The sequence below is a fragment of the Clostridium mediterraneense genome (assembly GCF_900091705.1).
GTDB classification, from domain to species: Bacteria; Bacillota; Clostridia; order Clostridiales; family Clostridiaceae; genus Sarcina; species Sarcina mediterraneense.
This window is the reverse complement of the sequence record NZ_LT594785.1, coordinates 672274-691840: the sequence shown is the minus strand read 5'-3', so window position 1 is coordinate 691840 and position 19567 is coordinate 672274. Positions and strand designations below refer to the sequence as shown.

Genomic DNA, 19567 nt, shown 5'->3' with positions numbered 1-19567 from the left:
TCCTATCTCTTATTTTTAGGATCAAGTGCTTCTGTAAGTCCATCACCAAATAAATTAAATGCAAGTATTATAATACAAATCATAAGTGATGGGAAAAGCAATTGATATGGATATATAGTAAGTACCTTTTGAGCATCATTTGCAAGTGTTCCAAGTGATGCAAGAGGTGGATTAATACCAAGTCCTATAAATCCTAAGAATGCTTCTGTAAATATAGCTTGTGGTATTAATAATGTCATTGTTACTATGATTGAACTAATACAGTTTGGTATAAGATGTCTAAATAATATTCTTATTTTTGAAGCTCCAAGTGCTTTTGCTGCTAAAACAAATTCTTGTTGTTTCAATTGAAGAACTTCACCTCTTACTATTCTGGCCATATTAATCCAATATGAAATACAAAGTGATAGAACTATAGTTCCAAGTCCACTCTTCCCCTCACCTGGTTTCATAAATATAGACATGAAAATAATAACGTAAATTGTTAAAGGTATTGAATATAGAACATCTACTATTCTCATCATAAAATTATCAATTCTACCACCAGCAAAACCTGATATTGCACCATAAATTACACCTATAATAATATTGATAACTGCTGCTGATATACCTATTATTAATGAATATCTAGCACCATACATAACTCTAACTAAAATATCTCTACCCAAATGATCTGTACCAAACCAATGAGTTGCACTTGGAGATTGATTTACTATTTCAAGATTATTTTCATCATATGCAAACTTTGAAAAACTAGGTACAAATACTGCTGCAAGTATTACTAAAATTATAATTATTAATGATATTAAAGCTACTTTATTTGATTTAAGCCTTCTCCATGCATCTTTCCAATAACCAACACTAGGTCTAACTATTGCATCAATATCTTTCTCTTCCTTAGATAAAGGAGTAAATGCATCTTCACTTAAAACAATATTATCTAAATATTCTTTTGTCTTTTCAGCCATAATAAAACTCCTTTCTAACCTTCTAACTTAATTCTTGGATCTATAATTCCATATAAAATATCAACTATTAAATTACAAACTATTATTAAAGTACAATAGAAAACTGTAATTCCAAGAAGTGCTGAATAATCTCTATTAGTAACTGATAAAACAAATTCATTTCCTAGTCCAGGAATAGCAAATATCTTTTCAACTACAAAGCTTCCTGTAAGTATTCCTGCTGTTAGAGTTCCAAGATAAGTTACTATTGGAATTAAAGCATTTCTTAAAGCATGTTTTACTATTATTATTTTTTTACTAAGTCCTTTAGCCCTTGCTGTTCTTATAAAATCTGATTGTAGAATATCAGCAAGTCTACTTCTTGTAAGTCTTGTTATAAATGCGATAGAGCTTCCTGCTAAAGCTAAGACAGGCATAATATAATTCTCTGCTCCATAGAATCCTGTTGCTGGAAGTATTCTCAGCTTAAGTGTAAATACATATATAAGCGTGGTTCCTATTACAAAACTAGGTATAGTTATTCCTAAAGTGGATATAATCATACATATCTTATCAGGCCACTTTCCAGCCTTTAATGCTGCAATAATTCCAAGAAGAACACCAACTACAACTGAAACTACTATTGTAACTCCACCAAGCTTTGCTGATGTTGGGAATGAATAAGCTATATTCTCATTTACACTTCTTCCTTTAAACACCATTGATTCTCCCATATCACCTTTTAATAAATTTCCCATATACATTGTATATTGTTTTGATAAAGGTTGGTCTAATCCATACTTCTCATTTAAATTAGCCTTTATTTCTGGTGTCATTTTTTCACCATCAAAAGGTCCCCCTGGCATAAGCCTAATTAAAAAGAATGTAACTGTCACAACTGCAAAAATAGTTACAAGACTTATTAAAATCCTTTTAAATATGTATTTTGCCATATTTATCGCCCCCATTTTAATTTTTTATTTTTATTCTTTAATAACTTTACATTTTTTCATCAGTAAATAACACTTGTATTCGACAGAAATACACATAAAGGTATAAATATAAGCTAAGATATAACCCCTGACTCCTAGCTTCATAAAAATATACTTTAATTTCTCTCTTGTTTATTATTATGATAATTATACTATAAATTACTTTAATTGTAAATAATTCTTTTTATTAACAAATTAATAATATAAGATTTTTTTTATTACAAAATTCATAATTCAAAAACTCTTTTAAGTAAAATAAAACACTTATGTTAATCGACTACATAACTTACTTTATTAAAATATTTTTATCATTAAAATTTTTTTATTATAATTATTTTTTACCATAAAAAATAAAAGCAGTGTCATACACTACTTTTATGTTAATTGAATCTCTTTAGTCAAAGATTCTATATCTATTCCATTTTTATAGCTCCTAACTCCTAGCCCTAAAATAATCCAATAAATTGGAGCTACTTGAATAACACTTATATTAAAGAAGCTCTGAACTAAATATCCAAATATAATAATTATAAATATCTTTGATATTTTATCTCTCTTTTTAAATAAATTAACTAATATACTTATTACTAAGCCTAAATAAGAAACTAAAGTTAAAAGCCCCCCTGTTGCCCAATATTCTAAAAATTCATTATGAGCTTTATCTGGATATATTCTATGACTTAAAATCATACTATATACATCCTCTGGAACATCTCTTACTAACCTTAAATGTAGAGTATCTGGCCCTGTCCCTAATATAGGATTCTTTTTTATTGATTTTAAAGTCATAATCCATATACTAACTCTATTAGATCCAACACTCTTAATTTCCTTTTTATCATTACTTGATATTTTTTCAATATCACTAACTATAGTCTTACTTCTTTTTATAATCTTATTTTCAGAACTAAAATTTATAACTAAAAAAGCTGCACTAAAACAAATTAATATAATTCCTGCTCTTTTTAATCTTTGTTTATCTTTTATAATAAATAAAAATCCTAATGCAGACATAGCCAAAAATCCTACCCACACACCTCTAGTTTGTCCACTAAGTATGCCAGAAAAAATTATAGTTGAATAAATTAAATATCTATTATTTTTATAAAAAATAAATGCTCCCATAGAAATAGCTTCAAAAATTAAAAGATATGTAGAAAGAAAATTTCTATTTCCTATAAAACCAAATTCAGATAAACCAACTAAACTTCCTTTCAAAAATTTAAAAACAGGATCTATCCCATATAATTGTAATACTGTATATATAGCCATAAAACTAGCAACTATACAAATAAACTCTATAATTTTTTTATTTATTATTATGTATTTTGTTGAAGCTATAAATAAGAGAAAATATACTCCATAAATAAGAAGACCTTCATATCTATTTTTATTTCCTAATAAAGCATTCATAATATCTATTCCAAATAAAGTTGAAAATAATAAAGCTAAAAACATTACTAATATTAATCTTGTTTCTATATTTTCTTTGAATAACTTTTTTATATCTTCCTTTTTAAATGATACTTGTGTTTTAAATGATTTTTTTAAACTCTTAAAATTATCTTTTATAAGAACAATTAAAAGAAGTACTCCCATAACATAAGTGAAAATTACTTTTCCCATTAAATAATTAGGATTCAAATTTTTAACTATAATAAATGGCATAATTATTACCATTGAATATATTATAAAATTTATTACTTCCCTATTTGAAAAATCTCTTTTAAAAATCCCATTAAATTTTTCTAACATAAATAACTCCTCACCACCACCATAAATTATAACATATTTTACTTTTATTCCTATAAATTCTATTAAAATTCTACATTCTCTCCTAATCTCATAAAAAATAAAGGAGCTATCTATAATAGATAACTCCTTAATTATTTTATAAATTAAGCTTTAACTTTATTAAGTTCTTGTTTAATTGCATCTGATACAAATTGTACATTTGTTCCTACTATAACTTGAATTGAAGTATCACTTAATCTTACTACTCCTCTTGCTCCAAGAGATTTAAGTTTTGCTTCATTAACATTTTTAGATGTTCCTATTTCAAGTCTTAGTCTTGTTATACAGTTATCAACTGTCTTAATATTCTCTTGTCCACCTAATGCATTTATATATTCTACAGCAATAGCTTTCATATCTGAACTTGCTGAAATCTTAGTATTTTCTACAAATTCATCATCATCATCTTCTCTACCTGGTGTAGGTACATTAAATCTCTTAATTAAGAATAAGAATACAAAGAAATAAAGTGCTGCAATTCCAAGACCTATAGGAATTATCATTAAAGGTTTTGTTGCTAAATTAAAGTTAAGAGCATAATCTATAAATCCTGCTGAGAATCCAAAACCATGCAGAACTCCTAATGCTGAAGTAACAGCCATTGAAATACCACTTATAATTGCATGAGCTACTAATAATACTGGTGATAGGAATATAAACATAAATTCTATTGGTTCTGTTATACCAGTTAAGAAACTTGTAAATGCTAAACTAGCAAGCATACCAGCAACTGCTTTTCTTTTTTCTTTTTTAGCAGCAAAATAGATTGCAAGTGTTACTGCTGGAAGACCAAACATCATTACTGGGAAGAACCCTGCCATATAAGTACCCGCTGTTGGATCTCCTGCAAAAAATCTATTTAAATCTCCTGCTTTTCCATTGAAATCACCAAGTGTAAACCAGAAATATGAATTAAGAACATGATGAAGTCCCATAGGAATCAAGAATCTATTTAATAATGCAAACAGTCCAGCTCCTACTGCTCCTAATCCAACAACTGAAGCCCCTACTGCATTAATTCCACCTTGTATTGATTTCCATGTGAATCCAAATACTACTGCAAGGATTACACAACATAAAGCTGTCATTATAGGTACTAATCTTCTACCTCCAAAGAATCCTAAGAATTCTGGAAGCTTTTTATTTTTAAATTTATTATAACAATATCCAGCTATGATACCTGCTATTATTCCACCAAAACTATCAAATTTCAATGTAGATGAGAGTTCTTCTCCATATTGAAGAGTCCATATAAATCTACTTGCTTTTTCAAGAACTAAATAACCAACAGCTCCTGAAAGTCCTGCTGCTCCATTACCATCATCTGAAAGCCCAATTGCTACACCTATAGCAAATATTAAAGGTAAATTATCAAATAAAGCACTACCAGCTGCTGATAAGAATCCAAAGTATTCAGGTAAATGGAAGAATTGAATTATATCGTCTTGTCCAAGTCTCAAAAGTAATGCTGCTACCGGAAGGGTTGCTATTGGTAACATAAGAGATTTACCAATCCTCTGTAAGAAATTTATTACTTTCTTTCCCATTATAAATCCTCCTTTTATTTTTAAGCTTTGATTAAGTGCAACAAAAAATACTAATAATTACAATAAAAAAAGCCGAAAGATATATAGTAAACATATAGTTCACTAAAATCTTTCAGCTAATGCCCAATTTAAATGGTTACACGCTTCAAAACTTTTAAATTATTAAACTTAAACTTGATGATTTAATGATAACATTTTCATTTTACAATTTCAACCATATTTTTATATTTTTACATTTAATTAAAAATATTAATAGATAGTTAACTTTTAAAAGTTTTATATTACTTTATTCAAAATTTTAGACCTAAATTTAAAATATTTTATCTTATATAATTATTAATTTCCATTCCCTCTTTTATTTTATATCAAAAGAAAAAGCCCTAATAGATTAATCTACTAGAGCTTTTCTTAGAAAATTCTTTTAATTTAATTCATTCGTTTTTTAATTCATTCACTTATTTAAAATTCATTAATTATCAGTCATTTAAATTTATTGTTTCATTCGTTAGCCATTTTTTATTAGTAAATTCGTTTATTTAATCTAAACTTATATCTAAAATTTCAAAATTATTATTCTAATTTATAGTATTATTCCCACTCAATTGTTGCTGGTGGTTTTGAAGTTACATCATAGACTATTCTATTTACTCCTGGAACTTCATTTACTATTCTTCTTGATACTGTTTCTAATACATCATAAGGTATTGGGAACCAGTTTGATGTCATTCCATCTGTTGACTTAACTGCTCTAAGTCCTACTGTATGACAATATGTTCTTGCATCTCCCATAACTCCAACTGATTGTATATTAGGAAGTACAGCAAAGTATTGCCATATTGTTTCATCAAGATTTGCATTTGCAACTTCTTCTCTAAAGATAGCATCAGCTTCTCTTACTACTTCAAGTTTTTCAGGTGTTACTTCACCTAAAACTCTAATAGCAAGACCTGGTCCTGGGAATGGCTGTCTCCACACTAATTTATGTGGGATTCCTAATTCTTCACCAACTGCTCTAACTTCATCTTTAAATAATTCTCTTAAAGGTTCAATTAAGCTGAATTCCATATCTTCTGGAAGTCCACCAACATTGTGGTGACTCTTAATAACTGCTGAAGTATCTGTTCCACTTTCAACTACATCTGGATAAATAGTACCTTGAACTAAGAATTTGATATCTCCAAGCTTATTTGCTTCTTCTTCAAATACTCTAATGAATTCTTCACCAATTATTTTTCTCTTCTTTTCAGGTTCAGAAACTCCTTTTAATTTTCCAAGGAATCTATCTTTTGCATTTACTCTTATTAAGTTCATATCAAACTTTTCTTTAAATACCTTTTCAACTTGGTCTCCTTCATCTTTTCTAAGTAAACCATGATCAACAAAGATACAAGTAAGTTGCTTTCCAACTGCCTTATGAACCATAAGTGCTGCAACTGATGAATCTACTCCACCTGATAAAGCACAGATAAGTTTTTTATCTCCAACAATTTCTTTAATTTCTTGGATTTTTGATTCAGCAAATGAAGCCATACTCCATGAGCTTTCTAAATCACATATATTATGAACAAAGTTAGAAAGAAGCTTCTTTCCAAATGGAGTATGTTCTACTTCTGGGTGGAATTGAACTCCATATAATTTCTTTTCTGTATTTTCAATAGCAGCCATTGGACAATCTTTAGTTTTTCCTATTACTTTAAATCCTTCTGGTGCTTTTTCTACATAATCAACATGAGTCATCCAACATTCTTCATTTGAATTAATACCTTCAAATAAGGCTGAAGAACCATCAAGCTCAATAGCAGTTTTTCCATGTTCTCCATTAGGAGCTGTTGAAACTTTTCCTCCTAAAGTATGAGCCATTAATTGTTCTCCATAACAAATTCCAAGTACAGGAACTCCAAGTTCATAAATAGATTTATCTATTTGTGGTGAATCTTCTCCATAAACTGAATTTGGTCCACCAGTAAAAATAATTCCTTTAGGATTTCTTGCTTTTATTTTTTCTACTCCATAAGTGTAAGGAACTATTTCACAATAAACTCCACACTCTCTAACTCTTCTTGCTATAAGTTGACCATATTGTCCACCAAAGTCAACTATTAAAACTAAATCCTTCATATGAACTCCTCCGTAACTAATTTATTTAATCTAAATAAAGATTATTGATTTACACTATAGTTTGGTGCTTCTTTTGTTATATTAATATCATGAGGATGACTTTCTCTAAATCCAGCAGCTGTTTGTATAACAAATGTAGATTTTTCATATAAATCATCAAGTGTTGGTGATCCAAGGTAACCCATTCCTGATCTTATCCCTCCAAGAAGTTGGAATATAGTATCTGAAACTGAGCCCTTAAATGCTATTCTTCCTTCTACTCCTTCTGGAACAAATTTCTTAGTTCCATTTTGGAAGTATCTATCACTTGATCCTTTAGCCATAGCTCCAAGTGAACCCATTCCTCTATAAACTTTATAACTTCTTCCTTGATAAATTTCCATTTCTCCTGGTGCTTCTTCACATCCAGCAAATAATGAACCCATCATAGCAACGCTAGCTCCTGCTGCAAGTGCTTTAACTATATCTCCTGAATATTTAAGTCCTCCATCAGCTATAACTGGAACTCCATATTTCTTTCCTTCTTCTGCGCAATCCATAACTGCTGTAAGTTGAGGAACCCCAACTCCTGCAACAACTCTTGTTGTACAAATTGATCCAGGTCCTATACCAACTTTAACACAGTCAGCACCTGCTTCTATTAAATCTCTTGTAGCTTCAGCTGTAGCAACATTACCTGCTATAACTTGAAGATCTGGGTAAGCAGCCTTAATTTTTTTAACTCCATTAATAACTCCCATTGAATGTCCATGAGCTGTATCAAGAGTAACAACGTCTACTCCAGCTTCAACTAAAGCCTTAACTCTTTCCATCATATCGTTAGTAATACCAACTGATGCTCCACATAAAAGTCTACCCTTTTCATCTTTAGCTGAGTTTGGATATGCTTTAGCTTTTTCTATATCTTTTATAGTAATAAGTCCTGTAAGATTTCCTTCTGCATCTACTAATGGAAGTTTTTCAACCTTATGTTTCTTTAAGATTTCTAAAGCTTCTTCTACCTTAGTTCCTTCTGGTGCAGTAAATAAAGGACTCTTTGTCATAACTTCTTTAACAGCTTTTGTGTAATCTGTTTCAAAAACAATATCTCTATTTGTAAGAATACCAACAAGTTTTTTTCCTTCTGTTATTGGAACACCTGATATTCTGTATTTAGCCATAAGTTCTAAAGCTTCTGCTATTGTATTATTTTCTGATAAGAATATTGGATCTGTTATAACTCCATTTTCTTGTCTCTTAACTCTATCTACTTCTTGTGCTTGTTGTTCTATTGTCATATTTTTGTGGATTATTCCTATTCCACCTTCTCTAGCCATAGCTATTGCCATCTTAGATTCTGTAACTGTATCCATACTTGCACTCATTAAAGGTATATTTAATGAAATCTTCTTTGTTAACTTAGTTTTTAAACTAACCTCATTTGGTAATATTTCTGATTTGTTTGGTACTAATAATAAATCATCGAATGTATATGCTTGTTTTAATATTTTTGCCATTTTGACCCCTCCATTAATTAACCTCATTACTATTTTGAATATTTTCTTGCATAAATTTTATATTTTAGAATTTTTTCTTTCATTTTAATTTAATTTTATATATTTACAAAAATTAGGTGAACTTATAAAAAAAGACATATTATTCTCTAAAGTGAGATAATATGCCTTTGATAAAATCAAGTATATTAAATCACTCATAGAGGAGAATTTAACGGTTCTCCGTAGATACACTTTGCCATATTCAAAGCTTATACGAGTCTTTTCTGCTTTTTTAGTTCGTCGATTTTTATTAATTATAAAATATAGAATAAAGCTTGTCAACACACTTTAGATAAATTTTTAACTATTTATTAAATGATTTTTTTCTTTCATATTTTATATATCATGAAATATTTTATTCATACATATAATAAAAGCAATACCTCATATGAGATATTGCCTCTTCTCTTCCTTCATTTTAAAAAAATAATAAAACAAAAATATTTTATCTACTTAATTATCTTTACTAGAAATGTTCTGGTTTATCTACTATCTTAATTTTTATAGTATCTTCTAAGCTTTTACTATCATCAGTTAATTTTATCCCAACATCTGTAGTTGCATTAATATCTCCTATATCTTTTATATAATAATCAACTACTACAATATATTCATTTCCTGGTGTAATCTCATTAGAATTAGAAGCTATCATTTTACCATCTTGGTAATTATAAATCTTCACTTCTTTATCTTCTATAAATTTTTCATCTATATACTTATCCACAAATACATTAGTATTAGCTGTAACATGAAAAGCTAAAGCAAAGGTATTATCTTTAGATAGTTCTACTAAATCATTATTATCGATTTCTTGTATTATATTGCCTGACTTCCTACCTGTGTAAAAACCTCTACGTTTTATATCAAAAGGTGATGTTCTCTCTACATTTCTTACTAATATATTATCTTGGTTGAAAATCACCTCTTCATCTTTCATAGATATTCTATCTGCTTTATAGCTAACAGTTATATTATCATTATGGGCTAAGTCTATAACTCCGCTCCCACTAAGTGTTATTGGTATATTTACTACTTGTTCTGTTTTGATTGGTTCAAAAATAATATTTCCCTCTTCATCTTCTATAATATTTCCATTCTCATCTTTTTTAATATTATAATAGAAAGACATATCATAATCTTCATTTGCTTCACCAAACAATTTTATATCATCAGATTTTAAATCTATATTTAAACTACCATCAACTTTAAAATCAGCATTGAGTTCCTTTGCTATATTTATAAAATCATCTGAATATGGATTTTTAATATTAATTGCATTTCCTCCAAGTTTGCTAACAATATCAGTTGCATCAGTTTGCCCCTCTACTAATCCATAGTTTACTCCTACCCATTTAATATCATTATCTGTTTCTACTATTATCTGATCAGCTATATTATTTGCATACTCAGTAGCTCCTTCTAGTCCTGATTTAATTTTGCCCTTCTCTTTATCTAACTCTACAACAAACTCTCCATCATTTTCTGTATAATAAATAGGATTTCCTGAAGATATTAAAATTACTGTAGCTTCATAAGAAGAATCTTTATTTGCTAAATTAGAAGCTTTTTTAATAGCATCACCAAGATTACCATTCTGCTCTGATACTTCTAAAGCTTGTATATTATTAACAAGCTCATTTACTGAATAAAACTCTAAGCCATTTGATTCAATAACTTTTGCTTCTTTTCCATAGGAAATTAAAGCTGTCTCAATATTATCTGTTTCATCTAATAAAGACTGCATTCCCATTATTATAGAATCTTTTGCAATTTCATTATTAGCAGACTTATCATCTAAAACACTTTCTTCTATAACATATATAACTCTTTTCTTTTTACTAAACAGCTTATCCATTTCTCCATCATAATCTACACCTGGTGCTAATTTAAGTTGACCTGCTTGTACATTATATTGAAGACTAAGCATCTCACCTGAATTTATTTGCTCTGGAATACCATTATCTAAACCTGAGATATTACTTGGAGTATAAATTAAATTATCAATTTTTATATCAAGACTTCTTCTATTATCATCAAAAGATAAATCAATATTCTCAACTTTGTTTCCAGCTACATCTGTATAATTAAGCTTTAAATTTTTCTCAATAGATAATTCACCCTTATAAACTCCATTACCATTTGCTAAATATGTTAATCTAACAAGCTTTGGCTCTGCTGTAATCTTATCTCCACTCTTTTTATAATCAAAATCTTTAAGCTTAATCTTCCCATTTTTAATATCCACTTCACTCTTCTTACCATCTTCACTAGCAGAAATTAATGAAAAAGCTGCTTCATTTGCATAACTTAAATATATATCTTGCTTATCATAAGCTTCAGACTTTATTTCTCCAGCTTGAATTTCAACATCAACATTGAATTTCATTCCATTAATAACATTAATATTTTTAGTTCTAACTACAGCTTTCATATTTGGAGTAGCTTCTCCAGCAATAACATTACCAAACTTACTAATAGCACTAATTCCTATACCTATCCCAAGCAAAGCAATAAATCCAATAATAATTTTTTTCTTAAAACTCATACTCTCTCCCCCTGTATTTTTAAGAGGTAATTATCTTGCATTCCTTAAATTAAGTTCCATTACATGACCATATTCTATTTTCTTATTATAATAATCTTTTTCTAAAGTAATTTTTAAACCTACATTCTTCTCATCTTTCAACTTATCTTCATCATAGCTATATTCAGTTAATAAGCTCTTATTTGTTAATTCAACTTTTTGTATATTTTCACTAATAGTCTGAACCTTCTTCCACTTAGAACTATCAGCTACATCCTCATCTTTTTTAATAGCTAATAGTTCTAATTTATTTCCATCTACCTTATACTTTATCTTAACTATATCAGTAAAAGCAGTCTTTCCTTTTAGCTCACTTGGTCCAACAAGATTAAAAGTAATCTCTTTTAAATTATTAGTAGTAGCATCCTTTTCTACCTTAAAAATATTTTTAGCCTGTAAAAGATTATCCATCATACTCTCTGTAATCATAGTTCCCTGATGTTGAAGCTTCTGTCTTATATCAAGTTCCAAAGACTTTCTTTGAGTTAAATTAACAAAAGAAAAAACTAAATATGTTATTATCCCCATAAGCCCAAGTACAATAACTAGCTCTAAAAGAGTGAGTCCCTTTTTCTTTTTTAATTTCTTATTCACCATATAATCACCCTTTGTTTAACACTATTTAATTAACTGCCATTTCTCTCTCTTAATAAGATCAGAAATTTCTATAGCTTCTTTTACCTCTATATTCTCAGTTGAACCAAATATACTTCCACCAATTCCTGATAAAATCCCATTACTACCTAATGAGTACTTAAATAATTCATTTATTAATCCTTTTGATGATGGTACTGAATAATTACCAATATGTGTACCTACTGCAGGAGTAGAAACTACTGTATCACCAGCAGTTAAAATCATAGAATAATTATTATGTGTTTCTGTTTTAAATTCTACATCTCCTTTAGATATAATTAAAACTGGATTTATAAGCAAACCAAATGGAGAATTCTCAAAATAATAAGTTATTGTTGAACCATCATCTTCAATATCCCCCGCCTTTGAATGCCCATTATTAACTTGTTCAATTTTTAGCTTTTTATCAGTTGCATTAAGAATTAAATTTATTTTTTGATCTCTTAAATCAGTTGGCCCTGAAAGTCCTGGTTCTTTTCCAAGCTCACTATTTTCATCTGGATTTTTTTCACTTTCAGCGATAATATCCTTTATAGTTACTTTACTTTGTAAATGTAAAAATCCATCTTTTTTAATTTTTATAGTATTATTAAAAGTAAGCTTACAAGTATCACATGTTTTACAATGTGTATCTTGTTGTTTACAATTTCCTGTAGCATCATAATTGGGACAATCCTTGCATTTTCCATACTCCTTTATTATCTTAGCCATTCCAAACCAATCAAATGAATCTTCAACACTAGCTTTAACTTCTTTCTTTTCAAAATCATCACTACTTACATTTTTATCATTTCCCATATTAAAAACTTCTGTAACATATTCTTTTTGCTTTTCTTTTACAATATCCATATTAATATTTTTATTAGGTCCAATAACATTACCTTTAGCTAAAACAGCAGCTGTATTATATATATTAAGAGCTTGAATACCATTAGAAAAAGTATTTTCTCTATCTGTTAATGGCTTTTTAAGTACTAAATCTGCTTTTTTAAATATATCTAATTCATTTCCAGCTTGATCTGTATCTATTATATGAACCTTTCCCTTTTCATCATAACTATATATATAGTCATCATATCTTACAGTATAAGGACTAGATATCCCATTTATAACTACTGATTGCCCTGTTTGATAAGGTTTAGTTAAATCTAAATAAGAACTTCCTAAAATATACATATCATTTCCTATATTAATATTAGAACCTTGACCAAAATCATTAGAATTAATTATCATAGAACTTGATCTTTCCGATTCATCAAGCTTATCTCCTGTAGTTACATTATTTTGATAATTATTGATATCATTAATAGCATATAAATTTTTCATATTTAACTTACTACTCTTAGAGTTATAAACAAAATCATTATATAAATAAACATCTAATGAATTACCAAATAAATTGGAATTATTCTCAGTATTAACAACTAAGTTTTTTGCAAATATTTTATGTGCTCCTGTTCCATTAGTTCCTATATTAAGATTTACATCTGATACTTCTAAATTTGATGCTGTTGCTATATTCCCATCCCAAGTTATATTAGGGTTTTTATAAATATCACTCCCAGACTTAAGAACCATTCCATTTTTATATTTATCTTCTATATGATTATCTGATTTAGTTTCTCTTCCTTTTACCCATATATCACCTAACACACTTACAGTTCCACCCGCTCTTAGTTCATAGTTTCCATCTACTGCAAATATATAATCAAATATATCAGGTGAACTTGAATCAGCTTTAGAAATAGCTTTTCCATGATCAGGTATATCAATATTAAATTTAACTGCAACTCTTCTAGTTTTTGAGTTTTTCTTATACTCTGATTCTAACTCTAATCTAAAACCTTTAATAAGAGCCATAGTATCTTCTGATAGTGTTACAGGATATACAAGCTCTTGATAATTACTTTTATCAATATCTGTTGTATAGTAAAGTTTAACATTTTCTATTGAAACATCTTTTCTATTAAATTTTTTATAATATTCATTAATACCAATTTCCTCTATTAATGGTTTGTATTCATACTCTCCACTAATTAAAGTAGGATTATCATATAAAGGTAGTTTTGTTGATTTTCCACCTTCGATAATAAATTTATTAAAACTCTTCTTAAATTCCTTATTTTTCTCATCTACATCTAAACTACTAGAAACAGCTTTATTAGAAGTTTCTATATTAGCTTTTAAATAATCTTGTAATACTTTTTCACTTATTTCTAGACCTGAATCTGCTCCATAGAATCCTTCAACTCTATTATTAGAATCAACTCTTAGCTTATATCCTGAGGTAGTCATTGCTAAAAGAGAGACTATAAGCACAGATAATATAGCCATCATAGCAACAACCACTAACAAAGAAGCACCTTTTTTCTTTCTTCTTTTATTAATCATTTCATCCCCCAATTTAATTTTTTACTACAAACTCACTAACTGTCTCTTCTCTAACATTATCTTTTTTAAGATTTAATTTAATAGTATATAATCCTTTGTTCTTTCTTTGACTCTTGCTAAAGTATCTTATATTATGTGTTATATCTATATCACCTTTTATAGTTTTATTTTTCTCAAATGAATCTTGTAATTTTCCATTTCCCCCAGGATTACTCCCTGTAGCTATATCTACATCACTAAACTTATTTTGAATAAAATAAATCTTTGGAGTATTAGATGAATTGATACTTCCAGATATATAATCTAAAGAATTACTTTTTTCTAAATGTAAGCTAATTAATTTATCATCAGGTCTTACCTCTTTTACATAAACAGCAGCTTCTTTAATATCTTTATAAGTCCCATCTGCTCTATCATTTTTTACTTTCAAATCATTATCTTTATCAAAAATAAGTTCAAGTAATTTATCTCCATTTAATTCTTGAACTGTAGCTAAGTTTAAATTTTCTGCATCTGATATATGTTCATCTATAGTTTTCTTAGTTGAAGCATCATAAGAATATCTTATTGAATTGTTATCAATATAAAATAAAATATCAACCTGTTTTTTTGCATACTCATCACTTTGTTCATTTATTTCACCAGCATCTATTTGCTTTGAAATACTTCCACTAAGCTCTATATCACCAATATTACCTGAGATACTAAACTTTGTTTTATCTAAAGGACTTTCCTCTTTTATTTTAATTTGATCTGACTTTACCCCAACTCTCATAGTCATCTCTTTAACATCTCCTAAATTTCGAAGTTTTTCGATAATTTCCTGGGAAATTTGTTTAGATTCTTGTTTTGTTTCAGCCATCTTATTAGATGTAACTGATGTTAATAATGAAGACGCTAAAGGAATCATAACTATTCCTATGATTCCTAATGCCATAACTAATTCTAAAAGTGTATAACCCTTTTTTCTTTTCATATTAATACCTACTTAAAATTATTTACTTATATAATAAACATTTCCCTCAGTTCTCATCTTAATTCTTGGATTTTGCTTATCATCATCTTTAATTTCAACTTCTACTTTTTTATCAGTATTATTTTTAACATTTAATTTTACTGCAACCATATCATCTGTAGTTTTTCTTTTAGCTGAATTAACAAGCATTTTTAAATTCCCCTTAGAATTACATTCAATTCCATTACCTGTTGTTGGATAGACCTCATCTCCTAATTTATATTTAACATAATAAGTACCACTTACCTTAGTAAATTCAACTGTTGCTTCTACTACTTTATTTTCGTCTTGATATAAGAATCCTTTTTTAGAAATTCCATTACTCTTACCAAGAGTCACAGCTGCCATATCTGAATTAGAAGGTCTTACTGTCATTGAAATTGAGTAATCTTCTTCTTCCTCTTCTTCATAACTTGCAGTATCTATATCTTCATCTTCATCAGAATTATCTGCTTTCTTAGTTGTAATACTAGAAATAGAACTAGTGTAAAAATCATCAAATGGATTTTTCTTTCCCTTAGTTCCTTCAGCTTTCCAATCATAATATTTATCAAAATCACCATCTATTCTTGGAGCTGAATAAAATTCCATGCTAAGACTTCCTGAAACTTCTCCATTACCACTTGGAGCAATACTTATATCTGGTATAGCAACAAGATATTTATAATCTTCAACAAGTTTTATAAACTTTAAGACATTTTCATATCTTCCAGTAAAACTTGCTGTAACTTTCATTTGCTGAACATTAATAGATGTTTCTTCTTTTGCTTTTTCATCTTTTTTCTTTGCAGCTGTTTCTTCTTCTTTTTTATACTCTATAGCTTGATCCTTAGGCATTTTTTTATTATATTCATCTATTAAAGAATCTAAGCTATTTGTAATTTCTTTTTCCTCTTCTTTTGATGTGAAATATTCTGAGATAGGTGCATATGTTGGCTGTGTATAACTAAAATTTATATTTATATTTGCTTTTGTTCTAAGCTCACTTAATTCTTTTATAAGCTTTGGTTGCCATAAATCTGGATATATATTCTTTGAAACCTCTTCTATGCTTAGATTTAATTTTTTTATATCCTTTTCATTTTGTGGTGTAAGTGCTATCTTTGTCTTTTTATCATTATAATCAGTTTCTAAAGTTTCTAATTCTAATTTCTTATCTTCTATTAGCTTTGCTTGAGGAGTATATGCAAACTGGTAATATGAATAACCTACACCTATAGCTAATACAATTGATAATATAATCTTCTCTCTTTCACTAATTTTCATAATAACTCTCCTCTAAAACACAAGTAATTGAAAAACTAAATTCTTCTGGGCTTCCAAAATCTGAACTTATAGATGGTATAAATGATTCCTTAATAATAGGAAGCTTGTCTAAATTATATTTAAAATCAGCTGCTTGTTTATCAGAACTTGATGTTACATTCATAGTTATTGTTCCACCTTGAATTGAAAGACTCTTTAAATTAACTCCATTTGGAACTGCAGAATTTAATTTATTTATAATATCCATTTGAATCATTGATCTACCAACAATTCCATCACTAACAGAAATTAAAGCTGTATTATACCCAGATAATAAGCCTTTCTTCAATGATACTTCTTGACTATATTGATACTGCTCTACAAACTTAGCATCATTTAAACTAGCATTAACACTTTCTATTTCACTCTTTAAATTCATAATTTGAAATGAATTATATCCTAATGTTGCTGCAACTCCTATTGTAAGTATAGCTATGACTCCTGTAATTACTGTTCTTGAATTACTTATTTCCTCTTGTTTTATATAGGGAGTAAAAAAATTAATATCTCTCATTCTTCTTCCCCTCTCTAAAATCTTATTATTGTTCCAAGAGTACTTATAAACTGGTCAATACTATGAATATTTACCCTTTTATCTAACTGCACTCCATCAAAACTTTTTATTTTCTCTGTCTCTATATTAAGTCTTTCTTGAATAAATTCTGAAACACCTCTAAGTCTTGATCCACCACCATAAAGATAGATTTTTTCAATTCTTTTTTGCTCTTTATTATTATAGAACTGAATAATTCTCTCTATTTCATCAATCCAACCATTAACAACATCTCTAATAGCCTTGTTTATATCTTTTTCAACTCCAACAAGTTCATCTGCCATAAGGTTACACTTTTCAATCTTTTCACTTTCAGCATCTTCTATTGTCATACCGATTTTAAAAGCTATTTTTTTATCTATTTCACTTCCTCCACCAGAAAGAAGTCTCATAAACTCAAGCTTTTTATTATTAATTATTGATGTATTAAATGATTCTGCTCCCATATCTATAAATAAGTACACTTTTTCTTTATCAATCTCTTTACCATTGATAGTATTAATATGTTTAAAAACTTTTTGAAGCGAATTATTAGTAACATCTAAAGAACAAGGCTTATATTTACTACCTAATCCTTCAATTATAGTAAGATAATTTTCTATAAGTTTGTTTGGATAAGCAATAACAAGAACCTTCATCTTCTTAACTCCATCTTCTTCAAATCTACCTGCATCAGTAAACTGAATCTTATAATCCTCAAGATTAATAAGAAGATATTGCTTAATCTCATTCTCAACTAACATCTGTCTTTCCTTTGGACTTATCTCATCACTATCTAAAATAGTAATCTCTCTACTAATAACATTATTAGAAATTCCAGTAAAAGATATATTCTTCGTAGAAATATGTCTCTTAGATAATGTATTCTTAAGAACAGCAGCTATATTAGGAAGATTATGAAGTTCTCCACTACTACTCGTTTCCTTAGGTGCTTCAATCTTAACAGCAGAATTTACATGTATAACATCTTTCTTCTTCTTTGCTTCAATAAGCTTAATATATTTACTACCTATTTCTATAGAAACAAGCTTAACATCCTTAATCTTAGGAAGCTTTTTTATCTTCTTTTTCTTAGGAATTTCCTTACTTGTATCTATTTCTTTACTATTAATACCTACTGATGCAGTAGGATCTAATTTAGTTGACATTTCATCACCTCTAAATTCCCCTTAAACTTTTAATAACCTTGTAAATTAAGAAATCAAACTTCTTTTAAAAAAACACCTTAAAATCCTTATTTTAAGGTGTCTTTTATTAATTATGGTGTTGTTGTAACTGTAACATCTCCATTTGCATCAACTGTTACTTCATATTTTTCTTTTCCATTCACTTGTGGATCTTCAACTTCTTTTATCATCTCATTAAAATTATCTGACTTTACTCCGCTACCTCCAGTTACAGTTACTGATGCGCCTTGTATTTCTAATTTAACCTCTCCTCCAGTAGTAGTTGGTACTGTTATATCCTCATTAGCTATTGCCATTAATGTTATCTTTTCAATTTGTTCCATTGTTCTTGCATCAGCTTTTTCTAAAGAATCATTTCTAACCTTTGTAAAATTTGGTATAGCTATTAATGCTATTATTGCTAATACTGCTAATACTATTACAAGTTCTATTAGTGTAAATCCCTTTTTCTTTCTTTTCTTATTTAACTTATTAATCATACTATCCTCCAATATTATTTAAGTTTTACTTAGTGTTAGTAATAGAAGTATTATCTGAATAAGTAACTACAACACTTCCATCATCTTTTACTGTTATCTTGTATGCAGTTTTACCATTTACTTGTGGTTTCTTTATTTCTTGAATCATACTTGTATATGATTCCTTTCCTTTAGATGAAAACATTTTAGAATCACTAGGTGTTCCAAGTGTCTTATCTCCATTAATATTAATACTAAAAGAACCACTCTCCGGCACTATTATATCTTGATTCGCAATTGCCATTAATGTTATTTTTTCTATTTGTTCTCCTGATCTCATATCAGCTTTTGTTAATGAATCATTTCTAACCTTTGTAAAATTAGGTATTGCTATAAGTGCTATTATCGCTAGAACTGCTAGAACAATAACAAGTTCTATTAGTGTAAATCCTTTTTTCTTTCTTTTTTTGTTAAGAATGTTTGTCATAAAAAAACTTCCCCCTTA

The 19567-nt window shown here is 28.3% G+C and carries 15 protein-coding genes and 1 riboswitch; all 15 genes read right to left on the bottom strand.

What is annotated here, in order from left to right:
• Positions 1–2: 2 nt before the first annotated feature.
• The 15 genes from BN8917_RS05295 to BN8917_RS05225 all read right to left on the bottom strand — a co-directional run bounded on the left by BN8917_RS05295 (position 3) and on the right by BN8917_RS05225 (position 19549).
• Positions 3–968 carry an ABC transporter permease gene (locus BN8917_RS05295; RefSeq protein ID WP_066871623.1) on the bottom strand — a complete coding sequence of 322 codons (966 nt, stop codon included), beginning with the start codon at positions 966–968 and terminating at the stop codon, positions 3–5.
• A 14-nt stretch (positions 969–982) separates the two neighbouring features.
• The gene (locus BN8917_RS05290) at positions 983–1900 is read right to left on the bottom strand and encodes an ABC transporter permease (protein WP_066871620.1); all 918 of its coding nucleotides are present in this window, start codon (positions 1898–1900) and stop codon (positions 983–985) included.
• Positions 1901–2314: 414 nt separating this feature from the next.
• Positions 2315–3694, bottom strand: a complete 1380-nt coding sequence (locus BN8917_RS05285) for an O-antigen ligase family protein (protein ID WP_066871618.1) — start codon at positions 3692–3694, stop codon at positions 2315–2317.
• A 143-nt stretch (positions 3695–3837) separates the two neighbouring features.
• On the bottom strand, positions 3838–5280 hold the full coding sequence (gene nagE, locus BN8917_RS05280; RefSeq protein WP_066871614.1) for an N-acetylglucosamine-specific PTS transporter subunit IIBC: 1443 nt from the start codon (positions 5278–5280) through the stop codon (positions 3838–3840).
• Between the two features lie 588 nt (positions 5281–5868).
• Positions 5869–7398 (bottom strand): glutamine-hydrolyzing GMP synthase, encoded by a 1530-nt coding sequence (gene guaA, locus BN8917_RS05275; protein ID WP_066871611.1) that lies wholly within the window; start codon positions 7396–7398, stop codon positions 5869–5871.
• A 41-nt stretch (positions 7399–7439) separates the two neighbouring features.
• Positions 7440–8894, bottom strand: a complete 1455-nt coding sequence (gene guaB, locus BN8917_RS05270) for an IMP dehydrogenase (protein WP_066871608.1) — start codon at positions 8892–8894, stop codon at positions 7440–7442.
• A gap of 177 nt (positions 8895–9071) precedes the next feature.
• Positions 9072–9170: riboswitch (purine riboswitch) on the bottom strand.
• A 229-nt stretch (positions 9171–9399) separates the two neighbouring features.
• Positions 9400–11478: a vWA domain-containing protein gene (locus tag BN8917_RS05265; RefSeq protein ID WP_066871605.1), complete on the bottom strand. Its 2079-nt coding sequence runs from the start codon at positions 11476–11478 to the stop codon at positions 9400–9402.
• Positions 11479–11508: 30 nt separating this feature from the next.
• Complete coding sequence (locus tag BN8917_RS05260) at positions 11509–12111, bottom strand: prepilin-type N-terminal cleavage/methylation domain-containing protein (protein WP_159426728.1); 603 nt, start codon at positions 12109–12111, stop codon at positions 11509–11511.
• Positions 12112–12135: 24 nt separating this feature from the next.
• The gene (locus BN8917_RS05255; RefSeq protein WP_066871598.1) at positions 12136–14544 is read right to left on the bottom strand and encodes a type IV pilus modification PilV family protein; all 2409 of its coding nucleotides are present in this window, start codon (positions 14542–14544) and stop codon (positions 12136–12138) included.
• A gap of 13 nt (positions 14545–14557) precedes the next feature.
• Positions 14558–15520 (bottom strand): type II secretion system protein, encoded by a 963-nt coding sequence (locus BN8917_RS05250; protein ID WP_066871590.1) that lies wholly within the window; start codon positions 15518–15520, stop codon positions 14558–14560.
• Positions 15521–15538: 18 nt separating this feature from the next.
• On the bottom strand, positions 15539–16825 hold the full coding sequence (locus tag BN8917_RS05245) for a hypothetical protein (protein ID WP_066871587.1): 1287 nt from the start codon (positions 16823–16825) through the stop codon (positions 15539–15541).
• Positions 16815–17378 carry a PilN domain-containing protein gene (locus BN8917_RS05240; protein WP_066871584.1) on the bottom strand — a complete coding sequence of 188 codons (564 nt, stop codon included), beginning with the start codon at positions 17376–17378 and terminating at the stop codon, positions 16815–16817. The genes BN8917_RS05245 and BN8917_RS05240 overlap by 11 nt, the downstream gene beginning before the upstream one ends.
• A 14-nt stretch (positions 17379–17392) precedes the next feature.
• Positions 17393–18565, bottom strand: coding sequence for a pilus assembly protein PilM (pilM, locus tag BN8917_RS05235; protein WP_066871581.1), 1173 nt, complete (start codon positions 18563–18565; stop codon positions 17393–17395).
• A 110-nt stretch (positions 18566–18675) separates the two neighbouring features.
• Entirely contained in the window at positions 18676–19083 is a 408-nt protein-coding gene (locus tag BN8917_RS05230; protein ID WP_066871577.1) for a type II secretion system protein, read from the bottom strand.
• Positions 19084–19108: 25 nt separating this feature from the next.
• Positions 19109–19549: a type II secretion system protein gene (locus tag BN8917_RS05225; protein WP_066871574.1), complete on the bottom strand. Its 441-nt coding sequence runs from the start codon at positions 19547–19549 to the stop codon at positions 19109–19111.
• Between the last annotated feature and the right edge of the window lie 18 nt (positions 19550–19567).